Genomic DNA, 18,541 nt, shown 5'->3' on the forward strand with positions numbered 1-18,541 from the left:
GATGGTAGTGTGGGGTTACCCATGTGAGAGTAAGTCATCGCCAGCTCATTATTCTAAACACCTCCTTCAATAGAAGGGGGTGTTTTTTTATGTAGTAAAGAATGAATGAGAATGTAAAATAAAAGCCCTAATCATAGGGCTTTACATCAAACAATAGATTAAAGTTGTCGTCGAGCGTGTTTTAACGCAGTTCTTAGGCCTTCCTCTAGCGTTGGATGGTAGAAAGGGTGATCTAGAATTTCATCAACAGTAAGATCACTGGAGATAGCCCAAGCGAGCAAATGTGCTAAATGTTCTGCTGAATAACAAAGAAATTCTGCTCCGAGAAGTTTACGTGAGTGTCGATCTACGTAAACCTCTACAGCCCCAATATTTTGTCCATTGACAATCGCTCGTCCTTGCTTTTCGTAGGATACGATACCTGTAACAAACTCATGATTGGCTTTACGCAGTGTGTGATAATTGGAGCCGATCCCTGCCATTTCTGGTGAGCTAAACATAATACCCAATGGGGTAAGACTTTTTTTCTGACTCGATTGATGTTGATTGAGGCAATTATGAACCGCCAATTTCCCTTCATAAGACGCTTCATGCTGGATAGGCGTTGAAGTAAATGCATCACCTACAATGTAAATGGGGTAGTCACCAAGCTGTTTAGTAGTTGGATCAACAGGTAGTTGCTTTAGATCAATAAATTCATCATTTATATGTTGAATATTTAACGTATCTAAATTCGTAGTACGACCAGTCGCAGATAATAGGTAATCAACTTCTATAACTTTATTGCTACCATTTTCGATAAAGTTAATTTGAACCTTATCTTCGCCTAATTTCTCAACCTGCTCGGGTAAAATCTCATATTTGATACTTAATTCTTTTGAGAATATTTCTTGAGCAAGCGTTTGTAAGTCTGGGCTAGTCAATGAACCAATTTTTTTACTGCGAGCAAAAACTGTAGTTTCTACACCTAGACGCTGCATGGCTTGTGCAAGTTCGATTGCAATGACACCGCTTCCAATTACAGCTAAACTTTTTGGTAAAGTAGGTATTTCAAAGACTTGATCAGAAGTTAAATATAAATGACCAAGTTTTTGTTGCCAATCTTGATTTACTGTTGGTCTTGAACCAACAGCGATAATGAACGATTTAGCTTGGTATTTCTTATTATTAACATTGATTGTGTTTGCATTTGTAAATGTTGCACGACCTGAAATTTTGTGCGCTGTAGGCCATGAATTAACCTCCTTCAGTGTTGCTTTTGTAAAACGATCACGTAATTGCTGTACATGTTGCATAACATCTTTAGTGTCAATTTGAGAAGAAATTTTTAGCCCAAGTTGTTCTGAAGTTCTCGCATTATAGGCAAGATTAGCTGATGAAATTAGAACTTTACTCGGCATACAACCTACTCGAGCACAAGTGGTATCCCACGGACCGTCGTTCACAATAAGTATATTTTGTGTAGTTTTAATGGCTTCTTTATAAGCTGAAATACCAGCAGTACCAGCTCCAATAATAATGATATCGTACATATTGTATTGAGTAAGAATGATTTGAATTCACTATATAAAAAAAACTTCGATGAATAAGGTTTTTTTTCAATTTATTACACTTAAACCTTTAACTTTTGGTGATATCCACATTTTGAAAATTTGTATTATTTAAAACTAAGTATTTTCATGGTTGTTATTGAAAGAAGATGAAAGAAAAAGGCGCTTGTGCGCCTTTAAAATGAATAAGATACATTTATCTTATAATGATGTGCCTGCATGCACACCAACAGTTGGTTTTACATTCATCGATGTGCAACCGAGTAAAAGAAACGAACAACATAATGCAATACAAATTTTATTCATGAATGAGTCCTAATGAATTTGCTTTATTAAATAGTAACGTAGAACGACTACCTGACTTACATACTAAAAGTATAGGTTTAGGTAGACTATTGTAATACTTCGCAAACTCATGAACATCTGCATCTGTTATTTGACCTGAAATAACGGGTTGGTAAATCAAACTGATTTTAGACTTTTCGGCTAAAGCTCTTAATTCACTTGCAGTTGTTTCGTTACCTGATTCTTGATCAGGACGGTTAACGATCACAGACTTAAATCCCTGCTGCATTAAGGCATTGAATTTTGTAGACGTCATATGACCCGATACACTCACAGATGGATTAAGTGCTTTACTGAGCGGTTCTGATGCTGAATGACTTAGAGTTACGATACTAAAAATGAAGGTGGAAAGGATGAATCTAAACCACAACTTAGTCATCAAGCAAATCCATTTGTTTTGCTAATTGGTAGAGATTATTAGAGCGATTTCCCGTACGACAGAACATTAATACTGGTTTTGGTAGCTCATTGAAATGATTTGCAAAAGTACGAACATCAAGCTCAGTAATTTGACCTGCAACTACAGGTTGATATACATAATCTAAGCCTTGAGCGCGTGCAGCTTCTTCAATTTGGGCACTTGTTGGCTGTTCTGGTCCGCCTTCCATATCGGGGCGATTATTAATCACAGATTTAAATCCTTTTTCAACAACTTGAACTAAATGTTCTGGCCCAATTTGACCAGCAAAACCTACATTTTCACTCATTGCGTCACTCCCAAAATAAATTAAAAGACTATGCTACTATCATAGCATCTCGCTCAGATATGAGCTTTGATCGACACAAAAAATTTAAAATAAAAATCGTATGAATACATGCATGGAGCACCTATGTACGATTACACCGTAGAGCCGCTGTACGTACAAAAAGCAAATGAGTTGATCGCTGCTGACCTTTATTTGCCTGTCAAAGTTAAAAGACCTCCTGTGCTTATTATGGCGCATGGTTTTGCAGGATTACGTCAATTCAAATTAATCCATTATGCGCAACGTTTTGCTCAATCAGGTTTCGCGGTTGTACTGTTTGACTATCGTTGTTGGGGAGGAAGTACGGGTAAACCACGAGAAATGGTCTCTGTCCGTCAGCAGCTAGAAGATTGGTATGCTGTGATTGCGCATATCAAATTATCCCCTTTGGTTGATGGGTACCACCTTTTCTTATGGGGAACGGGTCTGAGTGGCGGATATGTTCTAAAACTTGCATCTGAGTTAAATGGGATTCGGGCTGTAATAGCGCAAGTACCCTTTGTGGACGGAAATGCTAGCAGTAAAATTTATCCAATTCAACATATGGCGCAGGCTTTAAAGTTATCGAGTCAGGATTTAATGGCAGCCAAAGTTGGACGTGTTGGAAAAACAATGCCTGTCGTTCATCCTTATGCATTAAGTTTTTACCCGAGTCAGGATAGTTATCAAGGGTATATGTCGATCGTTGATTCAAACTATTATTGGAGCGGTGAGGTGCCTGCAAGAGCTATGTTGGACGTCATACGATTTCGACCGATTACTACGGCAAGAAGTATTAAAATTCCTGTGTTATTTATAGCTGCCAAGAAAGATGCAGTTATCCCTATAGAGATTAGTCGTGAAACTGCAACCAATATGGCACCTTATGTGGAATACCATGAGTGGGATATGACACATTTTGATATTTATCAAGCAAATTGGATGGAAAGCGCAATCAAGCTTCAATTAGAATTCTTAGATCAAAATAGAGGAGTAAACTCATGATTGTTGTTTGTCCATCATGTGGCGCAAAAAATCGTGTACCTGAAGATAAAATCCAATCTCAGCCGAATTGTGGTCAATGTCATGAGCATTTGATTCCGCTTGCCCCTATTGAGCTGAATGAGCAAAACTTTAGTAACTTTATTACCAACAGTGATTTACCAGTATTGATTGATCTTTGGGCAGAATGGTGCGGACCTTGTAAAATGATGGCACCGCATTTTGCTGAAGTAGCTAAATCAAATCCGCATGTGGTTTTTGCGAAGATAGATACTGAAGCGAATCCGCGCTTAAGTGCTGCCTTTAATGTTCGTAGTATTCCAACGTTGGTATTGATGAATAAAACGATTGAAATTGCTAGAATAAGTGGTGCATTACGTGCAAATCAATTACAAGATTGGTTAGATCAGCAATTAAATGCCTAACCAATAGGCCAATATTTGGAGTGACTGTGTCAGATTCTCAACTTAAGCCAGAAGGTACATTATCCCTTCAAACCATTGCTATGCCTGCAGATACCAACTGGAGTGGGGATGTTTTTGGTGGTTGGATTGTTTCACAAATGGATTTGGCTGGAGCTATTCATGCAGAGCGTTATACAAAAGGTCGCTGTGCAACCATTGCAATTAATCAAATGACATTCCTTGTGCCTGTTAAGGTGGGTGATGTCATTAGTTGTTATACTAAAATTTTAAAGCTCGGAAATACCTCAATTCAAATGCAAATTGAAGTATGGGATAGTCACGACTCTTCACGTCCAGCGAAAAGAGTGACAGAAGGTGTTTTCACTTTTGTTGCGGTGGATGTGAAAGGGGCAAAACGCCAGATTCCAGATGATGTTAAACAGAAGTTTCAAGAATCTCTAAGCATCTAATCACAAAAAATCCCAACATTGTTGGGATTTTTTATTAGGGAAACTTTTTAGGATCAATAGGATCATGAACTTTATTGCTTAAGTTGAGATTTTGCAATCCAAGCCCAGAGCATTTCACATTGAATTGGCTCTTCGCCAGACTCATCTGTCACGATCACCTTGACAAGGGTTTCACCTTTTTCAGACTCTTGCATCTGTTTTTGTTGATCATCAGTCAATGTAGCGACTGCAGTCATCGCACCTTTAGATGGGCGTTTGAAATCTACTTTTAAGCTTTTTATTAATACGATTGAGGTATCGGGTACATTCATGCCGGTAACAAAGCCTGTAGCTGTTTCAGCGATCAGCGCCATTGCGCATGCATGCACTTGACCAATATGGTTTTGCATTGCTTTATGGTTTTCGATTTTAACGACAACTTTAGCATGACTAACTTCAAGATAACGTAATTTGGCGGTTCCCACCATTGGAACGACACGGCCAAAAGCTTTGCTCCACAAAGTACTACGGATACCTTGTGGAAACTTAGATGTCGCTTTTACTAACTTAGATAAACGATTGCCTTTTGCCATGATCAGTTCCTATGATGGAGCAAAGAGATTAGTCTTTGAAGTTGTTAAATTGAAGTGGGATACCGAATTGTTGTTCTTTTAAGAACGCCATAACTTGTTGTAATGTATCGCGCTTCTTGTCAGTGACTCGGATTTTATCGCCCTGAATAGAAGATTGCACTTTGATACCACTTTCTTTAATGGCTTTATTAATTTTTTTTGCTGTATCAGAGTCAAGACCGTCTTTAAGTTTAATCACTTGAATGACATTTTTGCCAGATGCTGTCATTTTTTGCGGATCTAGTGCTTGAACGTCGACTTTACGTTTATAAAAGTGATTTTCCAGCATGTTGTAAACTTGCTCACATTGGAAGTCACTTTCAGTCGAGATCTTAATTTCTTTATTTTTTTCGTTTAATTCGATCGAAACGTCTTGACCACGGAAGTCGAAACGCGTTCCGATTTCCTTTTGTGTGTTTTGAACTGCATGATTTACTTCAAAAATCTCTAATTCTGAAACAATATCGAAAGATGGCATAGTTTAGACCTTTACAAATAGAAAGAATATCTGAGATGCTAGGGATGTTTTCTTCATTTGCCAAGTGTTGTTTACATCAAAGGAGTGCGCAATGATCCGTAAACAAGAAATTACAACATTTGAGTTCCCAGCTGACGCGATTATCTGGGATGTACGTGATACAAGTGCTTATGCTGAAGCACATGTGAAAGGAGCGGTGAACCAACCGATTTCCACACTTTCAGCAGATAGTCTGACTCAAGTTGCAGCGGATCAACCGATTTACATTTTATGTGGCGGCGGAAGTAAAGCACCACGTGCTGCAGAACTATTAGAGGGCTTTGATAGTTCACGTGAATATGTGGTCTTAATGGGTGGTACTCGTGCTGCTCGTGAGGCAGGATTACCTTTAGAGCAAGGTTAATCATGGTTGAAAAAAAGCGCCTTATGGCGCTTTTTTAGTTTCAATAAATCATGGTGATTGAGTTTTAGCCTGAAAATATGGCTTCTTTATTCTTATTTTCTTTCTAAATCGATGAACATTGAGTTTATTGAGTAAAGTTTCAGATACAGGGCATGCTGTTTTTAAGATTTGAGCCACTAGAATTTCAGCACACAAAGGAGCAAATAAAAAGCCTTTAGAGCCCAAACCTGAGAGTGTATAAATTTCAGTATCAGATTCAACCTGACTTAAAAGCGGAAAATAATCCTGACTTTGTGCACGAACAGAAGCTCTACCATGCCAAGAATGATGGTCAGGAAATTGTGCAGCAATATCTGGTGCGAAATCTGCAAGTAACCTGTAGTTATGTTCATGATCTTCATCAAGAACATCTTGATCATCTCGATTAGGGTAAAAAGAAGCACCTAAAATGATTTGATGATCATTTAAAGGCATACAGTAGCCACCATAGCTATATGCTTCATGTTTCTTGAACTGTGTGGATGAAACATGGTTAAACCAGCTAACTTGACCACGTATTGGTTTTAAAATCGGGAAATCATCAAAAAGATTCATACTTTCACGGGCACAACAAATAATCACATGGTCAAATTGATATTGTTGTCCAACATGATCTGTTATACCGACTTGATGATTGGCAAGTCGGTCCCACGATTTGATTGTCGCTTGCTGAAATTCGATCAGTTCATTCGATAATATTTCTTTAGCCAAATCATGTGGTCTGATTGTTCCAGCCTGTTTCAAGGTGAGGAATGCTTGGTTGAACAGGCTGTTTTCAGCAGCACAATTTGCTTCGAGTATGTTTTCTGGATATTGATTTGCAAGATCGAGAAGTTCATCAGCGTGTTTAAGAGGGATTTGATGGACTTGCGCGGCGTCAAAGGCTTCAAATTTTGAATAATGGTTCATTGCATGTTGCCATGCTAATGTCATTAAATGATCGGCACTTTGTTCAATTGGACAGAGCTTGGGATTCAATAAAGCCAGAGGATTTCCTGACGCGCCACTTAATGGCTCATGGCGGTCAAATAGGCTGACGCGGTGACCTCTTAATGCAAAGGCATAGGCACAACTTAAACCCGCAATTCCAGCGCCTACAATGCCTATACGGCGTTGAGAACTTGAGTGTGGTTTGTATTGGTAATCTTCGGGAGAGAGCTCACTTTTTTCAGCCTCTTCGTCTAAAGGCAGTAAAACTCCCTTTAGCATTTCACGTTTGTGTCCGAACCCTTTTGGGCGTGTAATTTTCACGCCGTGTTTTTTTAATCCTCTTTTGAGGATGCCAGCAACACTGAAAGAGGCAAAAGTAGTTCCAATATCTGATAGTCGAATAATTTGATTCAGAACTTGTTCTTCCCACATATCTGGATTACAGGCAGGAGCAAATCCATCTAAAAACCATGCATTGACAGTGCTAGTTTTGGCAATGACTGGAAAAACATCATGTGCATCACCTAACCAAATATCAATACTAAAACGCTCATCTGGAAAATGAAGGCGGTGGCATCCTGCAATCGGCAGTGGATATTGGGCAATGAGTTGATCTGATAAATGTTTCAGTTCAGGCCAAGCATTTAAAGCTCGGATCAGATCAGCCTTGCTCAATGGAAATTTTTCCACCGTAATGACATGCAGTTGACTATGATTATTTGGACGAATTGATTGCCAAAGTTGCCAAAGGGTGAGGATATTTAAACCCGTGCCGAAGCCAGTTTCTCCGACTGTGAAATGTTCAAATGGTTTTAAGTCCGATAGGCGTTCATGTAGATCATTACCATTGATAAAGACATGACGCGTTTCAAGAAGGCCATTGGCTTTTGAAAAATAAACATCACCGAAAATTTTAGAAACTGGAATATCGATTCCATCAACGAGTTGCCAATCGAGATCAGCAGTTTGAATGGCCTGAGTCAAAATTTGAAACCTTTGAAAAGCGTGTCAGTGGTTTACCACTGACGACGTCGTTTTGTATAGATGTAACTGGCAATAATAAAGCCGACAAAAATACCGACAGCCATTGTTGCTGCACCGTACAAAAACATTTGAGCACTACGTTCACTTTGAAGCACCTGAATTTGTACACCTAAATTATCATTTTTTAGTTGTAATTCTTGATTCTGTGCTAAAGCTTCTAGGTTTGCTTTTTCAAGCTGTTGGAGACGTGTTGCTTGGTCTTTGACTAAAGCCTTTACTTTTGCTTCTTGAAGCGCTTTATTTCGTGCAATTTGTTCAGCTGTAAGTGGCTTTGCAGGCGTAGCTGTTGCTGGCTGAGACTGTGCAGCTGGATTCGCTGGTGCAGCAGTAGTTGCTGCGGGTTCAGCCCAAGCTGAAGATACCAATGCAAAACTGATGAAAAGAGCAGAGCGTGTCAAATTCATCATCTTATTCATGTGGTAATGCTTTATTAAAAGGTTTTACGTCAATGCTGGCATAAATACCTTCTTTTAAAAAAGGCTCATCTGCTAACCATTCATCTAACGCTTCACGGCTTTCAAAATCTAAAATAAGGGTGCTGCCATAAAATCCAGCTTGTGGGTTATTACGATCTTTTGGCATCGCGCCAGCGACGATTACGCGACCTTCCTCAGCCAGTTTTTCAAGGCGTGCAAGGTGTTGTGGGCGTGTTGCTAAGCGTTTTTCAACAGTACCTTCTTGGTCGGTACACGTCACTACAAATAAGGGCATGGCGAAATCTCTATATCCTCTTTCAACACGATTATTCTTCTGCAGATTTAAAGTGTTTTCGTAAAATGATGAATTGAATAATGATAAATGAAAACATCACAATCATGTCACCAAAAGCAGTAAATTCACCCCAATATTTTCCATCCATGAACACGAAAGCAAAGAAAATATGCAATGATGCCATACCAACAAACATCGCGGCCCAAGCATAGTTTAAATTTTTCCATCCCTGCGGTGTTAAATTTAAAATAGGACCAAATAAGCGTTGAATGAGAGGTTTGCGGTCTTTACCAAAATAAGGTGAAATTAAGAAAGCACCAGCAAATACAAAATTCAAGATCGCTGCTTTGAGACGAATATAAAAATCATCACTCAACATGAGAGTAATCCCACCAAAAATCACCGTCATAAATAAAACAATCCATTGTTGTTTATCGAGATGAAATTTTTGGCGGACAAATAATGCACCGTAGACCACGAGCATAGAAATGATTAAGCCCGTTGTAGCAACGAGAATATGGTTATTATCGACGCCACCTGCAGAGCCGATCCATTGCAGTAAAGGGTGATTGTTATCTTTGGGATCGACAGTTTTGTAAAGCCAAAAGAAAATTATGAGTGGCACAAAGTCTAAAAGTGCTTTCATGTTAAAGTATCTATGCAGTTCAGGTGGATGGGTTAGTATAAAAGATGCAAGGCGTAGATTTACACACACATAGTAATATTTCTGATGGAACTTTGTCGCCAGAGTTACTGGTTCAAGCTGCGCTCGAAAAAGGGATACATACCCTTGCACTGACTGACCACGATAGCATGGATGGTTTGGTTTTGGCTGAAAAAGTTGCAAAAAATCAACCAATTCAAATTATTTCAGGTGTGGAAATTTCAAGTCAGTGGTCTAGACCTTCGACCAAAAAAAGTTATGGTGTGCATGTGGTCGCACTGAATATGCAATCACCTGATCCTTTGCATAAGCTACTAGAACAACAAAAGATGATTCGAGCTGAACGTGCTCAACTCATCTGTGAATTGTTGAAGCCTCTTATTGGAGAGGATATTTACGCGGATGTGGTTGCGAAGGTCGAGGGTATACCTGATCGTGTGACACGAACCCATATTGCGAAGACGCTGGTCGAGAAGGGTCATGTTTCACGTCCGCAACAAGCTTTTGACAAATATATCAAGGAAGGTAAAAAAGCTTATGTTCAGTTTGAAGGACTTGGTCTGGAGGAAACGATACGTGTAATTCATGAGGCTCAAGGGTTTGCTGTTTTGGCACATCCTACCCGTTATGATTTATCTGCGACGAACATTCGTTATTTGATTGAAATATTTGCACGTTACGGAGGCGACGCAGTTGAGTTGCCACCTGCGATTGAGCCTACCTCGACGCGACAAATGGTAGACCGAATGATTGCCGAATTTGGGCTTAAAGTATCAGTTGGAAGTGATTTCCATGGAGATAATATGCCATGGATAAAATTGGGGAATATCCCTCAAGTGAAAGAGGGGCAGGTTGGCATCTGGGAAAGTTTTATTGTATAGAAATTCTCTTATAACAACGGATAAGAGAATTTCAGGCGTCGATAAGACATTCTGTTGTCATGAATCAAAGTAAGTTGTGATCTTGAGCTTGGATTGGTGGAGGAGTTGGTTTTCCTAAAGTCCCGAGTAGTTCAATCTCAATTGTACGAACCATGGCATCGAGTGGAAGATCATTACTTTGTGTACCAAAAGGCTCTTCTATTTCAGAGCTGAGCGCATCAAGCCCCAAAAACGTATATGCTAAAATACCGACTAAAAGTGGCGTCGCCAAACCGAGCACCGAGCCTAAACTAAATGGAAGCATAAAACAGAAAAAATAAACGGTACGGTTTAAGAGTACTGAATAAGCATAAGGTAAAGGAGTTGTAGCAATACGATCACAGCCTGTTTGAACCAAACTTAATTCAGTTACATGTTGGTTCATTTGTGTATAAATAATGTCTGAAATTTCGCCTTCTTTCAGTGACTGCATCAACTCCCATTGAATCAAACTTAATGTGTATTGTGGTGCATTGGCTTGCTGGTAAAGTTGAGTTAAAGCTTGTGGGCTCATGCCACTGGTTTGATGCAAAGCATCGGGACTGACTGTTTGATGACGAAGACGGTCACGCAGTACGTTAGCAAAAACAATCATATGCTGAATTACACGTTCACGACGACCTTGCGGCAAGATCCGGCAGTCTCGATCGAAATGTCGAGCATTGGCGATTAAGCTTCCCCATAATTTACGCGCTTCCCACCAACGGTCATAACATGCCGAATTTTTGAAACCTAAAAAAATCGACAATACTACTCCGATCAGTGTAAACCCAACCAAAGGAATTTCAGGGAATCTATAGAGATTTATATATTCAATTCCCCCCACGATTGCTGAAATCAGCATAACGATTCCAAGTGGAGGTAATACCTTCGGTAAGATGGTTCCACGCCATGAAAATAATAGTTTTAGCGTATCGGTTTGATCACGAACAATCATGTAAATCAATCTTTCATTTTTCTATGATCTTCACTAGTTCAGCGAGTATTGTCAATGATAAAAAATGGAAACTTCGAGCAATTTTATTCTGTAATTTATAGACTTATTCTCGGATCAGTTGGTGCTCCATAAAAGAGTAGCTGCCTTCGGTGGAAATGATGACATGATCGAGTAATTTAACCTCAATTAAATTACAAGCTCTACTTAAAGATTTCGTCAAATTGATATCGTCAATTGAGGGCTGAGGAATTCCTAAAGGATGATTATGTGCAATAATCACAGCACTCGCCTGAGTGTGGATGATATGTCGAATAAACTGATTAATTGAAACTGCACAGTGGTTAGTAGAACCAAAGAATAATTTTTTAAAATTAATTTTTCTGAGCCTTGCATCTAAACAGAGTACCGCGAAAATCTCTTGAGATTCGCCAATAAGTTCATAGCGAAGATAATCTTGAATTAAATCAGAGCGACTTAAATCAATTTGTTGGTTCAATTGATGTTGCAAGTAACGCCGTCCAAGCTCTTTTACAGCCATCAATTGAGAGTATTTAGTGTCTCCCATGCCATGGAACATGCGAATTTCGTCTATCGATGCATCAAACACTGCATTTAAGCTTCCAAAATGTTGCAACATCAATCTTGCTAATTCGACCGCAGAATGTTGTTGAGATCCTGATCTTAAAAAGATGGCGAGGAGTTCTGCATCAGAGAGGCTATGAGCACCTTGGCGGAGTAATCTTTCTCGCGGTCGTTCTTGTTCGGGCCATTGTTTGATCGAATTATTCATTATTATTCACTGTTTTAAATTATTTTAACTTTTGAATATTCACCAAGGTATATCTTGGGTGGCAGAATATTTAATGCTATTGTGAGCGCCACTGCAATAAAAAGGTGACGTGATCTTGAGTTTTGATCTTAGTGTGTTCTCCAATAAAAATATTATTCTTGCTGTTACTGGTGGTATTGCTGCTTATAAAAGTGCCATCTTAGTACGCCGACTTAAAGATTACGGATTTAATGTCCGAGTTGTAATGACTCAAGGTGCCCAAGCTTTTATTACGCCGCTTACCTTTCAAGCATTGTCGGGTAATCCAGTGCATACTGAACTTCTAGATACAGAAGCTGAAGCTGGAATGGGGCATATCGAATTAGCACGATGGGCGGATTTGGTACTTGTTGCTCCTGCCAGTTGTGACAGTATTGCCAAATTTGCTTGTGGATTAGCGGATGATTTACTCAGTACACTCTATTTGGCAACAAAAGCACCTGTTTGGATCGCACCAGCCATGAATCAACAAATGTGGGCGGCTAAAGCAACACAGCGCAATTTAAGTAGTTTGGTTGAGGATGGTGTGCATGTCATTATGCCTGAGGCGGGTTCTCAAGCGTGTGGCGATGTTGGATTAGGACGTATGCCTGAGCCTGAAGATTTAGCTGAACAGGTACGAGAATATTTCCATAAAGCGCAGCGTGCAATTGCAGAAAAATTTGGCTTGCTGGCGGGTAAAAAAGTGACGATTACCGCAGGTCCAACTCGAGAGGCAATTGATCCAGTGCGTTATATTTCAAACCACAGCACTGGAAAAATGGGGTTTGCTATTGCTGCTGCATGTTATTCAGCAGGTGCTGAGGTGACACTGATCGCGGGTCCTGTCAGTTTAGATACACCGAATGGGGTGAAGCGTTTAAATGTATCTTCAGCGAGACAGATGCTTGATTTAAGCATGAATCAGTTGGAAACAGGATGTGATGTATTTATTGCGACAGCTGCCGTAGCGGATTATCGTGTTGCAGAAGTTGCGGAACATAAAATCAAAAAAGCTGGTGATGAGTTAGCTGTCTCTCTTGTTAAAAATCCTGATATCGTGGCGACGATAGCTTTGCAAGACAAACGTCCATTTATGGTCGGTTTTGCAGCTGAAACGCGTAATGTTGAAGAATATGCCGCAGGTAAATTGGTGGCTAAGAAACTAGATATGATCGCATGTAATGATGTTTCAAGAGCGGATATTGGTTTTGCTTCAGATGAAAATGCGATGACTGTGTTTTTTGCTGAACAATATGAAATGGAAAAACGTGATCTTGAAAAAGCTTCAAAGCAAGAAATTGCACAGCAATTAGTTGAAGCTATCCATGATGCATTACATCAAGAAAAACGACCTGTTTAAATGTAGGATATAAAAAAGACCGCAAATGCGGTCTTTTTTATAAGGGTAAACTTAATCAGACGATTAAGCTTGACCTTCAGCAGCTGCCGCTTGAGCGCGTTGCATGTTTGCCTCAAACTCAGCATCGAAGTTAATCGGTGTAAGAAGTAATTGAGGGAAGCTACCTTTAGTTACAAGATCGTTCACTGCTTCACGAAGGAATGGGAACAAAATATTAGGGCAGTAAGCACCAAGAATGTACGGAAGACGTTCATCTTCAACGCCATCAATCAAGAAAATACCTGATTGTGTTACGTCTACGATAAATGCAGTTTCACCTGCATTCGCAGCTTGTACAACCACTTTTAAAGAAACTTCAAAATGAGTTGGATCTACTTTTTCAGCTGATGAAGAAAGATTGATGTTTAACTCAGGTTGCCATTCTTTTGTAAAAACCGCAGCACCAGGAACTTCAAAAGAAATGTCTTTTGTATAAATACGTTCTAATGCTAATTGTGGTTGAACTTGTTGTTCTTCACTCATTCTTAATTCCTTAGATTTAGTGATTATGCCAATAATTCGTCTAGTTTGCCTTCACGCTCTAAAGCATAAAGTTGGTCGAAACCACCGATGAATTGATCTTTAATGAAAATTTGTGGCACTGTGCGGTGGTTAGTTTTTTGCATTAACTCAACACGAACCTCAGGTGCTTCTTTTGATAAATTAATTTCTTTGTACTCAATGCCTTTACGTTCAAGGAGTTGCTTTGCACGTACGCAATAAGGACACATCGTTGTTGAATATACAGTCACTTGAGCTGTCATTTTACAAACTCCTTAAGCTTTTTTGCTTTTTACTAAAGGTAAGCCTTGAGCTTTCCAGTTACTGATGCCACCGTCTAAACGATAACTATCTGTATGACCGACTTGTTGTAGAGCAGAGCCTGCAACTTGGCCTAAATTACAAATGAATACCAATGGACGGTCCGCAGCTTTTAATTCTTCAACATTTGCAGCAATTTGACTATATGGAATATTACGACTACCGCTAATATGACCTTCACGGAAATCTTTAGCATCGCGCAAATCAATCAGCATCGCATTTTTAGCTTTCACTAAAATTCCGAGCGATTGTGGAGAAATTTTACGACCACTACGTTGTCCTTCAAAAACGAAAAACAAAACAATAAGGGCCCCTAAAATTGCAAATAAAAAGGGGTGATTCCCCATAAATTCGAACCAACGTTCCACAAATCACCTAATGACTAATTAAAAACTGCGTTGAGTATAACGTATATATATGGTGATCAAAATCACTGCTTCAAGGTCGTGCTTAAAGAAAACTAATTTTTTTGTTGCGCCTCAGTAATCTCATCTATTAGACGTAAATAACTTTCTAAACGTCTTTGTAAAATATCACCATTTTTGACACCTTCTTTAAGCGCACATTGCTTTTCGTGCGTATGGGTGCAATTGCGATACTGACAATGTCCTAAGAGCGCAGAAATTTCAGGAAAGCCACCATCGATTTTCTCATGATCTAAATGCCATAAGCCAAATTCACGAATACCTGGGGAATCGATTAAAGCACCATTTTCACCAAAACGAATTAAACGTGTTGAGGTCGTGGTATGTTGACCGAGTGCGGAGTTTTCTGAAATGACATTGGTTTTTTGATCAGCATCAGGAATGATGGCATTAATAAGTGTACTTTTCCCAACACCTGATTGACCTACAAATGCAACAGTTTGATTGTCAATACGTTGAATCAACTCATCTAAATTACCATTAGATTGAGTCAGGATGAAGTCATAACCAAGTTGACGATATTCTTCTGCTAACAGCAAAATTGGATCATTTTCTTTCAGTAAATCACATTTGTTTAATACTAATAAAGCTGGAATATTTGCATCTTCACATGCAACCAAATAACGATCAATTAGGGTTGGTGCAGGTTCTGGTAACGGTGCAATCACAATGACGATCAGGCTGATATTTGCAGCTACTGGTTTTACTTTGTGATAACGATCTGGGCGAGTCAACAAGGATTGTCGCGGTTGAATCGCTGTGATAATACCTAAGCCAGTATTTGGATCTGCTTGCCATTTTACGCGATCACCTGTAACCAATAATTCTAAATTGGTACGGGTATGACAACGCCAAACGCTATTCAACTCAATAGGTTTCCAAAAAGGTTCTGGCTCACCTTCTTTGGTATCTGGTTTTATTGGATGTTGATCAGGCAAGGAGAGGGCTTGTACTTCGAGTTGTCGACCATAGTGTTGGACGACTAAGCCTTCCAAGTCGTGAGACGTGTCGATTTCTTCTTGACGTGTTTGATGTTGTTTCTGAATACGACGTTGTTGTTGCTCTGTCAAACGACGCTTACGAATTAAAGCCATTCACAACCTAAAAAACCTTGAAATTTAGATGGCAAAAATAGCATGATGAGCCATGGATTTACAGCCAAGATCGGAATAATTTGCTACTATCCATCTTTAATTTAGCCCAATAAGATTGCACTTTATGAGCAGCACCCCAGATACCCGCTTAATTTGGATCGACCTTGAAATGACAGGGTTAGATACAGACAATGATCAAATTATTGAAATTGCAACGATTATTACAGATGATCATTTAAATATCCTTGCTGAAGGCCCAGTGTTAGCTGTACATCAGTCAGATATTATTTTAAATGCGATGGATGAGTGGAATACACGTCAGCACGGGCAATCTGGACTTATTGAACGCGTACGCCGTAGTAAGTTAACTGCGCAAGATGCTGAGCAACAAACACTTGAATTCTTAAAAAAATGGGTCAATCCAAAATCATCTCCAATGTGTGGAAACTCAATTTGCCAAGATCGCCGTTTCTTACATCGTTTAATGCCAGAGCTTGAGCAGTTCTTCCATTACCGTAATTTGGATGTGTCTTCTGTTAAAGAGTTAGCAAAACGCTGGCGCCCAGAAATTATGAGTGGTTTAAAGAAAAATGCTTCTCATCTTGCGATGGATGATATTCGTGACTCAATTGCTGAATTGAAGTATTACCGTCAATATTTTTTCATCTCAAATAATTAAAACGTTCTGCTGAAATTTTAGAAAAGGGGCTAAGGCCTCTTTTTTTATAGATTTTATAAATGATCGAAAGAACAAAGTATTAATTAAAATGTTTAAAAGTTGATAGCAAAAAATAAACTGATTTCTATGCTGATAGATCTCAGAATAGTGAAAATTTAAGAATGATAACAGAGACTAAGTTATGCAAAGTAGTAATCCGATTTTAACCCGTGTAGAGACGGTATCCAATTATCAACAACCCATGACCATTCAAGGTGCGATTCAGAAATCTGTTGTATTAACTGTGATTTCGGCAGCGGTGGGTATCGCGCTGTTTATTTATAGTTTTATGACTTTAAATGTATCACTCGCCTATGCTAGTGCGATGGTGGGGGCGATTGGTGGATTCATTCTGGCACTCATTACTACTTTTAAGCCGAATACTGCTCGAACTTTAGCTATTCCATATGCTTTATTTCAAGGTGCTTTTTTAGGGGGTATTTCAGTCATATTTCAACTGAAATACCCTGGTGTTCCTTTAAAGGCCTTGCTCGCAACATTTGTCACGACTTTGGTGATGTTCGCGCTTTATCGGTTTCAAATTATTCGTGCGACTGAGAAATTTAAAGCGGTTGTGTTGTCAGCCACCATTGCGATTGCGATTGTATTTGTTCTCCAATTTATTATGAGTCTAGCTTTTGGTTCGAGCATTCCATATATATTTGATAATAATTGGCTAGGTTTAGGATTTGCAGCTTTTGTGGCCATTATTGCATCATTGAATCTAATTTTAGATTTCGACCTGATTGAAAATGCCGCAGCTCAATATGCGCCTAAAGCGATGGAATGGTTATGTGGTATTGCCTTGTTAGCCACTTTAGTTTGGATGTATTTCTCTTTCTTGCGTTTAATTGGTCTACTGTCTAGTAATGACTAATGTAGTTCAGCTAAGGCGTGTAAAAAGATCAGACTGATGTCTGATCTTTTTTTAGCGTCTAATTCGGTTTAACAATTTTTTGAAAAAAGATGCATTATGCAATTTCGTAAATGCTCTAGACTTGGCATCATGCATGAAAATTAATTTGAGTGAGAGTCACATGGCACAAGGACTATTAGCAGGTAAACGTTTTTTAATCGCGGGTGTTGCGAGTAAATTGTCGATTGCATTCGGTGTTGCAGAAGCTTTACACCGTGAAGGTGCAGAATTGGCATTTACCTATCCTAATGAAAAAATGAAGAAGCGTGTTGATGACTTTGCTGAACAGTTTGGTTCAAAACTAGTTTATCCATGTGATGTTGCTGTTGATGCTGAAATCGAACAGGCATTTGCTGAATTAGCAAAACATTGGGATGGTTTGGATGGCGTAGTGCATTCAATTGGTTTTGCACCAGCACATACTTTAGATGGTGATTTTACTGAAGTTACTGATCGTGAAGGTTTTAAAATCGCGCATGACATCAGTGCCTATAGCTTTATTGCCATGGCTCGTGCGGCAAAACCACTTTTAACTGCTCGTCAGGGCTGTTTGCTTACACTCACTTACCAAGGTTCAGAGCGTGTGATGCCAAACTATAATGTTATGGGATTGGCGAAAGCATCTTTAGAGGCTGGCGTTCGTTACTTGGCTTCAAGTTTGGGTGCTGAAGGAATTCGTGTAAATGCGATTTCAGCTGGTCCAATTCGTACGCTTGCGGCTTCAGGTATTAAGTCTTTCCGTAAGATGCTTGATCTGAATGAAAAGGTTGCACCTTTAAAGCGTAATGTCACGATCGAAGATGTAGGTAATGCGGCATTATTCTTATGTTCACCATGGGCGAATGGTATTACTGGCGAAATTTTATATGTAGATGCTGGTTACAATACGGTTGGTATGAGTGCTGATTTAATGCTAACAGACTAAATAGATTCGCACAAAGAATTAAAAAATCGGCAATCTTATTGCCGATTTTTTACATTTTTTAAAGTTCATTTATGTAACCAAGACTAGGTAAATCGTATTTTTTTTGATTAAATATTAAGAAATTCTTTAGCCTTACTAAATTATAAAAGACAGATAATAACCATGCTTGCCAACATCTTTTCGGCATTGGAACAGCTC

General features: G+C 39.1%; 24 protein-coding genes. 9 read left to right on the forward strand and 15 right to left on the reverse strand.

What is annotated here, in order from left to right; genetic code table 11:
* Positions 1 to 158: 158 nt before the first annotated feature.
* The 3 genes from AC1M9F_RS14100 to AC1M9F_RS14110 all read right to left on the reverse strand — a co-directional run bounded on the left by AC1M9F_RS14100 (position 159) and on the right by AC1M9F_RS14110 (position 2,602).
* Complete coding sequence (locus AC1M9F_RS14100) at positions 159 to 1,532, reverse strand: dihydrolipoyl dehydrogenase (protein WP_481598076.1); 1,374 nt, start codon at positions 1,530 to 1,532, stop codon at positions 159 to 161.
* Between the two features lie 316 nt (positions 1,533 to 1,848).
* Positions 1,849 to 2,274, reverse strand: a complete 426-nt coding sequence (locus AC1M9F_RS14105; protein ID WP_481598077.1) for a protein tyrosine phosphatase family protein — start codon at positions 2,272 to 2,274, stop codon at positions 1,849 to 1,851.
* Positions 2,267 to 2,602, reverse strand: coding sequence for a protein tyrosine phosphatase family protein (locus tag AC1M9F_RS14110; protein ID WP_035269714.1), 336 nt, complete (start codon positions 2,600 to 2,602; stop codon positions 2,267 to 2,269). Before AC1M9F_RS14110 ends, AC1M9F_RS14105 begins: the two co-directional genes overlap by 8 nt.
* Before the next feature lie 123 nt (positions 2,603 to 2,725).
* Between AC1M9F_RS14110 and AC1M9F_RS14115 the strand changes: the two genes are divergently transcribed.
* From AC1M9F_RS14115 to AC1M9F_RS14125, 3 genes are all read left to right on the forward strand, one after another.
* Positions 2,726 to 3,625, forward strand: a complete 900-nt coding sequence (locus AC1M9F_RS14115) for an alpha/beta hydrolase (protein ID WP_481598078.1) — start codon at positions 2,726 to 2,728, stop codon at positions 3,623 to 3,625.
* Entirely contained in the window at positions 3,622 to 4,047 is a 426-nt protein-coding gene (gene trxC / locus AC1M9F_RS14120) for a thioredoxin TrxC (protein ID WP_481598079.1), read from the forward strand. The genes AC1M9F_RS14115 and trxC overlap by 4 nt, the downstream gene beginning before the upstream one ends.
* 80 nt (positions 4,048 to 4,127) lie before the next feature.
* Entirely contained in the window at positions 4,128 to 4,496 is a 369-nt protein-coding gene (locus tag AC1M9F_RS14125) for an acyl-CoA thioesterase (RefSeq protein WP_218945426.1), read from the forward strand.
* A 71-nt stretch (positions 4,497 to 4,567) separates the two neighbouring features.
* Here the strand turns inward: AC1M9F_RS14125 and AC1M9F_RS14130 are convergent, their stop codons facing one another.
* Together AC1M9F_RS14130 and AC1M9F_RS14135 are read right to left on the reverse strand one after the other, a co-directional pair.
* Entirely contained in the window at positions 4,568 to 5,068 is a 501-nt protein-coding gene (locus AC1M9F_RS14130; protein WP_035269707.1) for a DUF4442 domain-containing protein, read from the reverse strand.
* A gap of 28 nt (positions 5,069 to 5,096) precedes the next feature.
* A complete protein-coding gene (locus AC1M9F_RS14135) occupies positions 5,097 to 5,585 on the reverse strand; it encodes a YajQ family cyclic di-GMP-binding protein (RefSeq protein WP_035269703.1) in 489 nt (162 codons plus the stop codon).
* Between the two features lie 91 nt (positions 5,586 to 5,676).
* Between AC1M9F_RS14135 and AC1M9F_RS14140 the strand changes: the two genes are divergently transcribed.
* On the forward strand, positions 5,677 to 5,988 hold the full coding sequence (locus AC1M9F_RS14140; protein ID WP_180000521.1) for a rhodanese-like domain-containing protein: 312 nt from the start codon (positions 5,677 to 5,679) through the stop codon (positions 5,986 to 5,988).
* Positions 5,989 to 6,036: 48 nt separating this feature from the next.
* Here the strand turns inward: AC1M9F_RS14140 and mnmC are convergent, their stop codons facing one another.
* The 4 genes from mnmC to AC1M9F_RS14160 are packed head-to-tail and all read right to left on the reverse strand — an operon-like array spanning position 6,037 to position 9,358.
* A complete protein-coding gene (gene mnmC, locus AC1M9F_RS14145; protein WP_481598080.1) occupies positions 6,037 to 7,941 on the reverse strand; it encodes a bifunctional tRNA (5-methylaminomethyl-2-thiouridine)(34)-methyltransferase MnmC2/FAD-dependent 5-carboxymethylaminomethyl-2-thiouridine(34) oxidoreductase MnmC1 in 1,905 nt (634 codons plus the stop codon).
* 32 nt (positions 7,942 to 7,973) lie between these two features.
* Entirely contained in the window at positions 7,974 to 8,408 is a 435-nt protein-coding gene (locus tag AC1M9F_RS14150; RefSeq protein WP_092768912.1) for an SH3 domain-containing protein, read from the reverse strand.
* 1 nt (position 8,409) lies between these two features.
* Positions 8,410 to 8,712 (reverse strand): YciI family protein, encoded by a 303-nt coding sequence (locus tag AC1M9F_RS14155; RefSeq protein ID WP_035269693.1) that lies wholly within the window; start codon positions 8,710 to 8,712, stop codon positions 8,410 to 8,412.
* 31 nt (positions 8,713 to 8,743) lie between these two features.
* On the reverse strand, positions 8,744 to 9,358 hold the full coding sequence (locus AC1M9F_RS14160; protein ID WP_035269690.1) for an inner membrane-spanning protein YciB: 615 nt from the start codon (positions 9,356 to 9,358) through the stop codon (positions 8,744 to 8,746).
* A gap of 44 nt (positions 9,359 to 9,402) precedes the next feature.
* Here AC1M9F_RS14160 and AC1M9F_RS14165 point away from each other — a divergent pair, with 44 nt between their 5' ends.
* A complete protein-coding gene (locus AC1M9F_RS14165) occupies positions 9,403 to 10,257 on the forward strand; it encodes a PHP domain-containing protein (RefSeq protein ID WP_481598081.1) in 855 nt (284 codons plus the stop codon).
* Between the two features lie 64 nt (positions 10,258 to 10,321).
* On the opposite strand, the gene AC1M9F_RS14170 is transcribed toward AC1M9F_RS14165, so the two are convergent.
* On the reverse strand, positions 10,322 to 11,233 hold the full coding sequence (locus AC1M9F_RS14170; RefSeq protein WP_035269686.1) for a bestrophin family protein: 912 nt from the start codon (positions 11,231 to 11,233) through the stop codon (positions 10,322 to 10,324).
* A 103-nt stretch (positions 11,234 to 11,336) separates the two neighbouring features.
* Positions 11,337 to 12,023 carry a RadC family protein gene (radC, locus tag AC1M9F_RS14175; RefSeq protein ID WP_035269684.1) on the reverse strand — a complete coding sequence of 229 codons (687 nt, stop codon included), beginning with the start codon at positions 12,021 to 12,023 and terminating at the stop codon, positions 11,337 to 11,339.
* Between the two features lie 115 nt (positions 12,024 to 12,138).
* Between radC and coaBC the strand changes: the two genes are divergently transcribed.
* Positions 12,139 to 13,404 (forward strand): bifunctional phosphopantothenoylcysteine decarboxylase/phosphopantothenate--cysteine ligase CoaBC, encoded by a 1,266-nt coding sequence (gene coaBC / locus AC1M9F_RS14180; protein WP_481598082.1) that lies wholly within the window; start codon positions 12,139 to 12,141, stop codon positions 13,402 to 13,404.
* A gap of 63 nt (positions 13,405 to 13,467) precedes the next feature.
* Here the strand turns inward: coaBC and secB are convergent, their stop codons facing one another.
* The 4 genes from secB to rsgA form a co-directional block, all read right to left on the reverse strand.
* Complete coding sequence (gene secB / locus AC1M9F_RS14185) at positions 13,468 to 13,926, reverse strand: protein-export chaperone SecB (RefSeq protein ID WP_035270796.1); 459 nt, start codon at positions 13,924 to 13,926, stop codon at positions 13,468 to 13,470.
* Between the two features lie 23 nt (positions 13,927 to 13,949).
* Positions 13,950 to 14,207, reverse strand: coding sequence for a glutaredoxin 3 (gene grxC, locus AC1M9F_RS14190; RefSeq protein WP_035270794.1), 258 nt, complete (start codon positions 14,205 to 14,207; stop codon positions 13,950 to 13,952).
* Between the two features lie 12 nt (positions 14,208 to 14,219).
* Positions 14,220 to 14,633, reverse strand: a complete 414-nt coding sequence (locus tag AC1M9F_RS14195) for a rhodanese-like domain-containing protein (RefSeq protein WP_035270792.1) — start codon at positions 14,631 to 14,633, stop codon at positions 14,220 to 14,222.
* A gap of 92 nt (positions 14,634 to 14,725) precedes the next feature.
* Positions 14,726 to 15,784, reverse strand: coding sequence for a ribosome small subunit-dependent GTPase A (rsgA, locus tag AC1M9F_RS14200; RefSeq protein ID WP_180000511.1), 1,059 nt, complete (start codon positions 15,782 to 15,784; stop codon positions 14,726 to 14,728).
* A 124-nt stretch (positions 15,785 to 15,908) separates the two neighbouring features.
* On the opposite strand from rsgA, the gene orn reads away from it, so the two are divergent.
* From orn to AC1M9F_RS14215, 3 genes are all read left to right on the forward strand, one after another.
* On the forward strand, positions 15,909 to 16,463 hold the full coding sequence (gene orn, locus AC1M9F_RS14205; protein WP_035270788.1) for an oligoribonuclease: 555 nt from the start codon (positions 15,909 to 15,911) through the stop codon (positions 16,461 to 16,463).
* Positions 16,464 to 16,644: 181 nt separating this feature from the next.
* Positions 16,645 to 17,379 carry a Bax inhibitor-1/YccA family protein gene (locus tag AC1M9F_RS14210; RefSeq protein ID WP_035270860.1) on the forward strand — a complete coding sequence of 245 codons (735 nt, stop codon included), beginning with the start codon at positions 16,645 to 16,647 and terminating at the stop codon, positions 17,377 to 17,379.
* Positions 17,380 to 17,539: 160 nt separating this feature from the next.
* Positions 17,540 to 18,343, forward strand: coding sequence for an enoyl-ACP reductase FabI (locus AC1M9F_RS14215; protein ID WP_481598083.1), 804 nt, complete (start codon positions 17,540 to 17,542; stop codon positions 18,341 to 18,343).
* Positions 18,344 to 18,541 lie beyond the last annotated feature (198 nt).

Source organism: Acinetobacter sp. ANC_7504 (assembly GCF_056779995.1).

Coding starts and splice junctions, on each gene's coding strand:
- AC1M9F_RS14100 (WP_481598076.1), bottom strand. CDS start 1,532: ATGTACGATATCATTATTATTGGAGCTGGTACTGCTGGTATTTCAGCT.
- AC1M9F_RS14105 (WP_481598077.1), bottom strand. CDS start 2,274: ATGACTAAGTTGTGGTTTAGATTCATCCTTTCCACCTTCATTTTTAGT.
- AC1M9F_RS14110 (WP_035269714.1), bottom strand. CDS start 2,602: ATGAGTGAAAATGTAGGTTTTGCTGGTCAAATTGGGCCAGAACATTTA.
- AC1M9F_RS14115 (WP_481598078.1), top strand. CDS start 2,726: ATGTACGATTACACCGTAGAGCCGCTGTACGTACAAAAAGCAAATGAG.
- trxC (WP_481598079.1), top strand. CDS start 3,622: ATGATTGTTGTTTGTCCATCATGTGGCGCAAAAAATCGTGTACCTGAA.
- AC1M9F_RS14125 (WP_218945426.1), top strand. CDS start 4,128: ATGCCTGCAGATACCAACTGGAGTGGGGATGTTTTTGGTGGTTGGATT.
- AC1M9F_RS14130 (WP_035269707.1), bottom strand. CDS start 5,068: ATGGCAAAAGGCAATCGTTTATCTAAGTTAGTAAAAGCGACATCTAAG.
- AC1M9F_RS14135 (WP_035269703.1), bottom strand. CDS start 5,585: ATGCCATCTTTCGATATTGTTTCAGAATTAGAGATTTTTGAAGTAAAT.
- AC1M9F_RS14140 (WP_180000521.1), top strand. CDS start 5,677: ATGATCCGTAAACAAGAAATTACAACATTTGAGTTCCCAGCTGACGCG.
- AC1M9F_RS14150 (WP_092768912.1), bottom strand. CDS start 8,408: ATGATGAATTTGACACGCTCTGCTCTTTTCATCAGTTTTGCATTGGTA.
- AC1M9F_RS14155 (WP_035269693.1), bottom strand. CDS start 8,712: ATGCCCTTATTTGTAGTGACGTGTACCGACCAAGAAGGTACTGTTGAA.
- AC1M9F_RS14160 (WP_035269690.1), bottom strand. CDS start 9,358: ATGAAAGCACTTTTAGACTTTGTGCCACTCATAATTTTCTTTTGGCTT.
- AC1M9F_RS14165 (WP_481598081.1), top strand. CDS start 9,403: ATGCAAGGCGTAGATTTACACACACATAGTAATATTTCTGATGGAACT.
- AC1M9F_RS14170 (WP_035269686.1), bottom strand. CDS start 11,233: ATGATTGTTCGTGATCAAACCGATACGCTAAAACTATTATTTTCATGG.
- radC (WP_035269684.1), bottom strand. CDS start 12,023: ATGAATAATTCGATCAAACAATGGCCCGAACAAGAACGACCGCGAGAA.
- secB (WP_035270796.1), bottom strand. CDS start 13,926: ATGAGTGAAGAACAACAAGTTCAACCACAATTAGCATTAGAACGTATT.
- grxC (WP_035270794.1), bottom strand. CDS start 14,207: ATGACAGCTCAAGTGACTGTATATTCAACAACGATGTGTCCTTATTGC.
- rsgA (WP_180000511.1), bottom strand. CDS start 15,784: ATGGCTTTAATTCGTAAGCGTCGTTTGACAGAGCAACAACAACGTCGT.
- orn (WP_035270788.1), top strand. CDS start 15,909: ATGAGCAGCACCCCAGATACCCGCTTAATTTGGATCGACCTTGAAATG.
- AC1M9F_RS14210 (WP_035270860.1), top strand. CDS start 16,645: ATGCAAAGTAGTAATCCGATTTTAACCCGTGTAGAGACGGTATCCAAT.
- AC1M9F_RS14215 (WP_481598083.1), top strand. CDS start 17,540: ATGGCACAAGGACTATTAGCAGGTAAACGTTTTTTAATCGCGGGTGTT.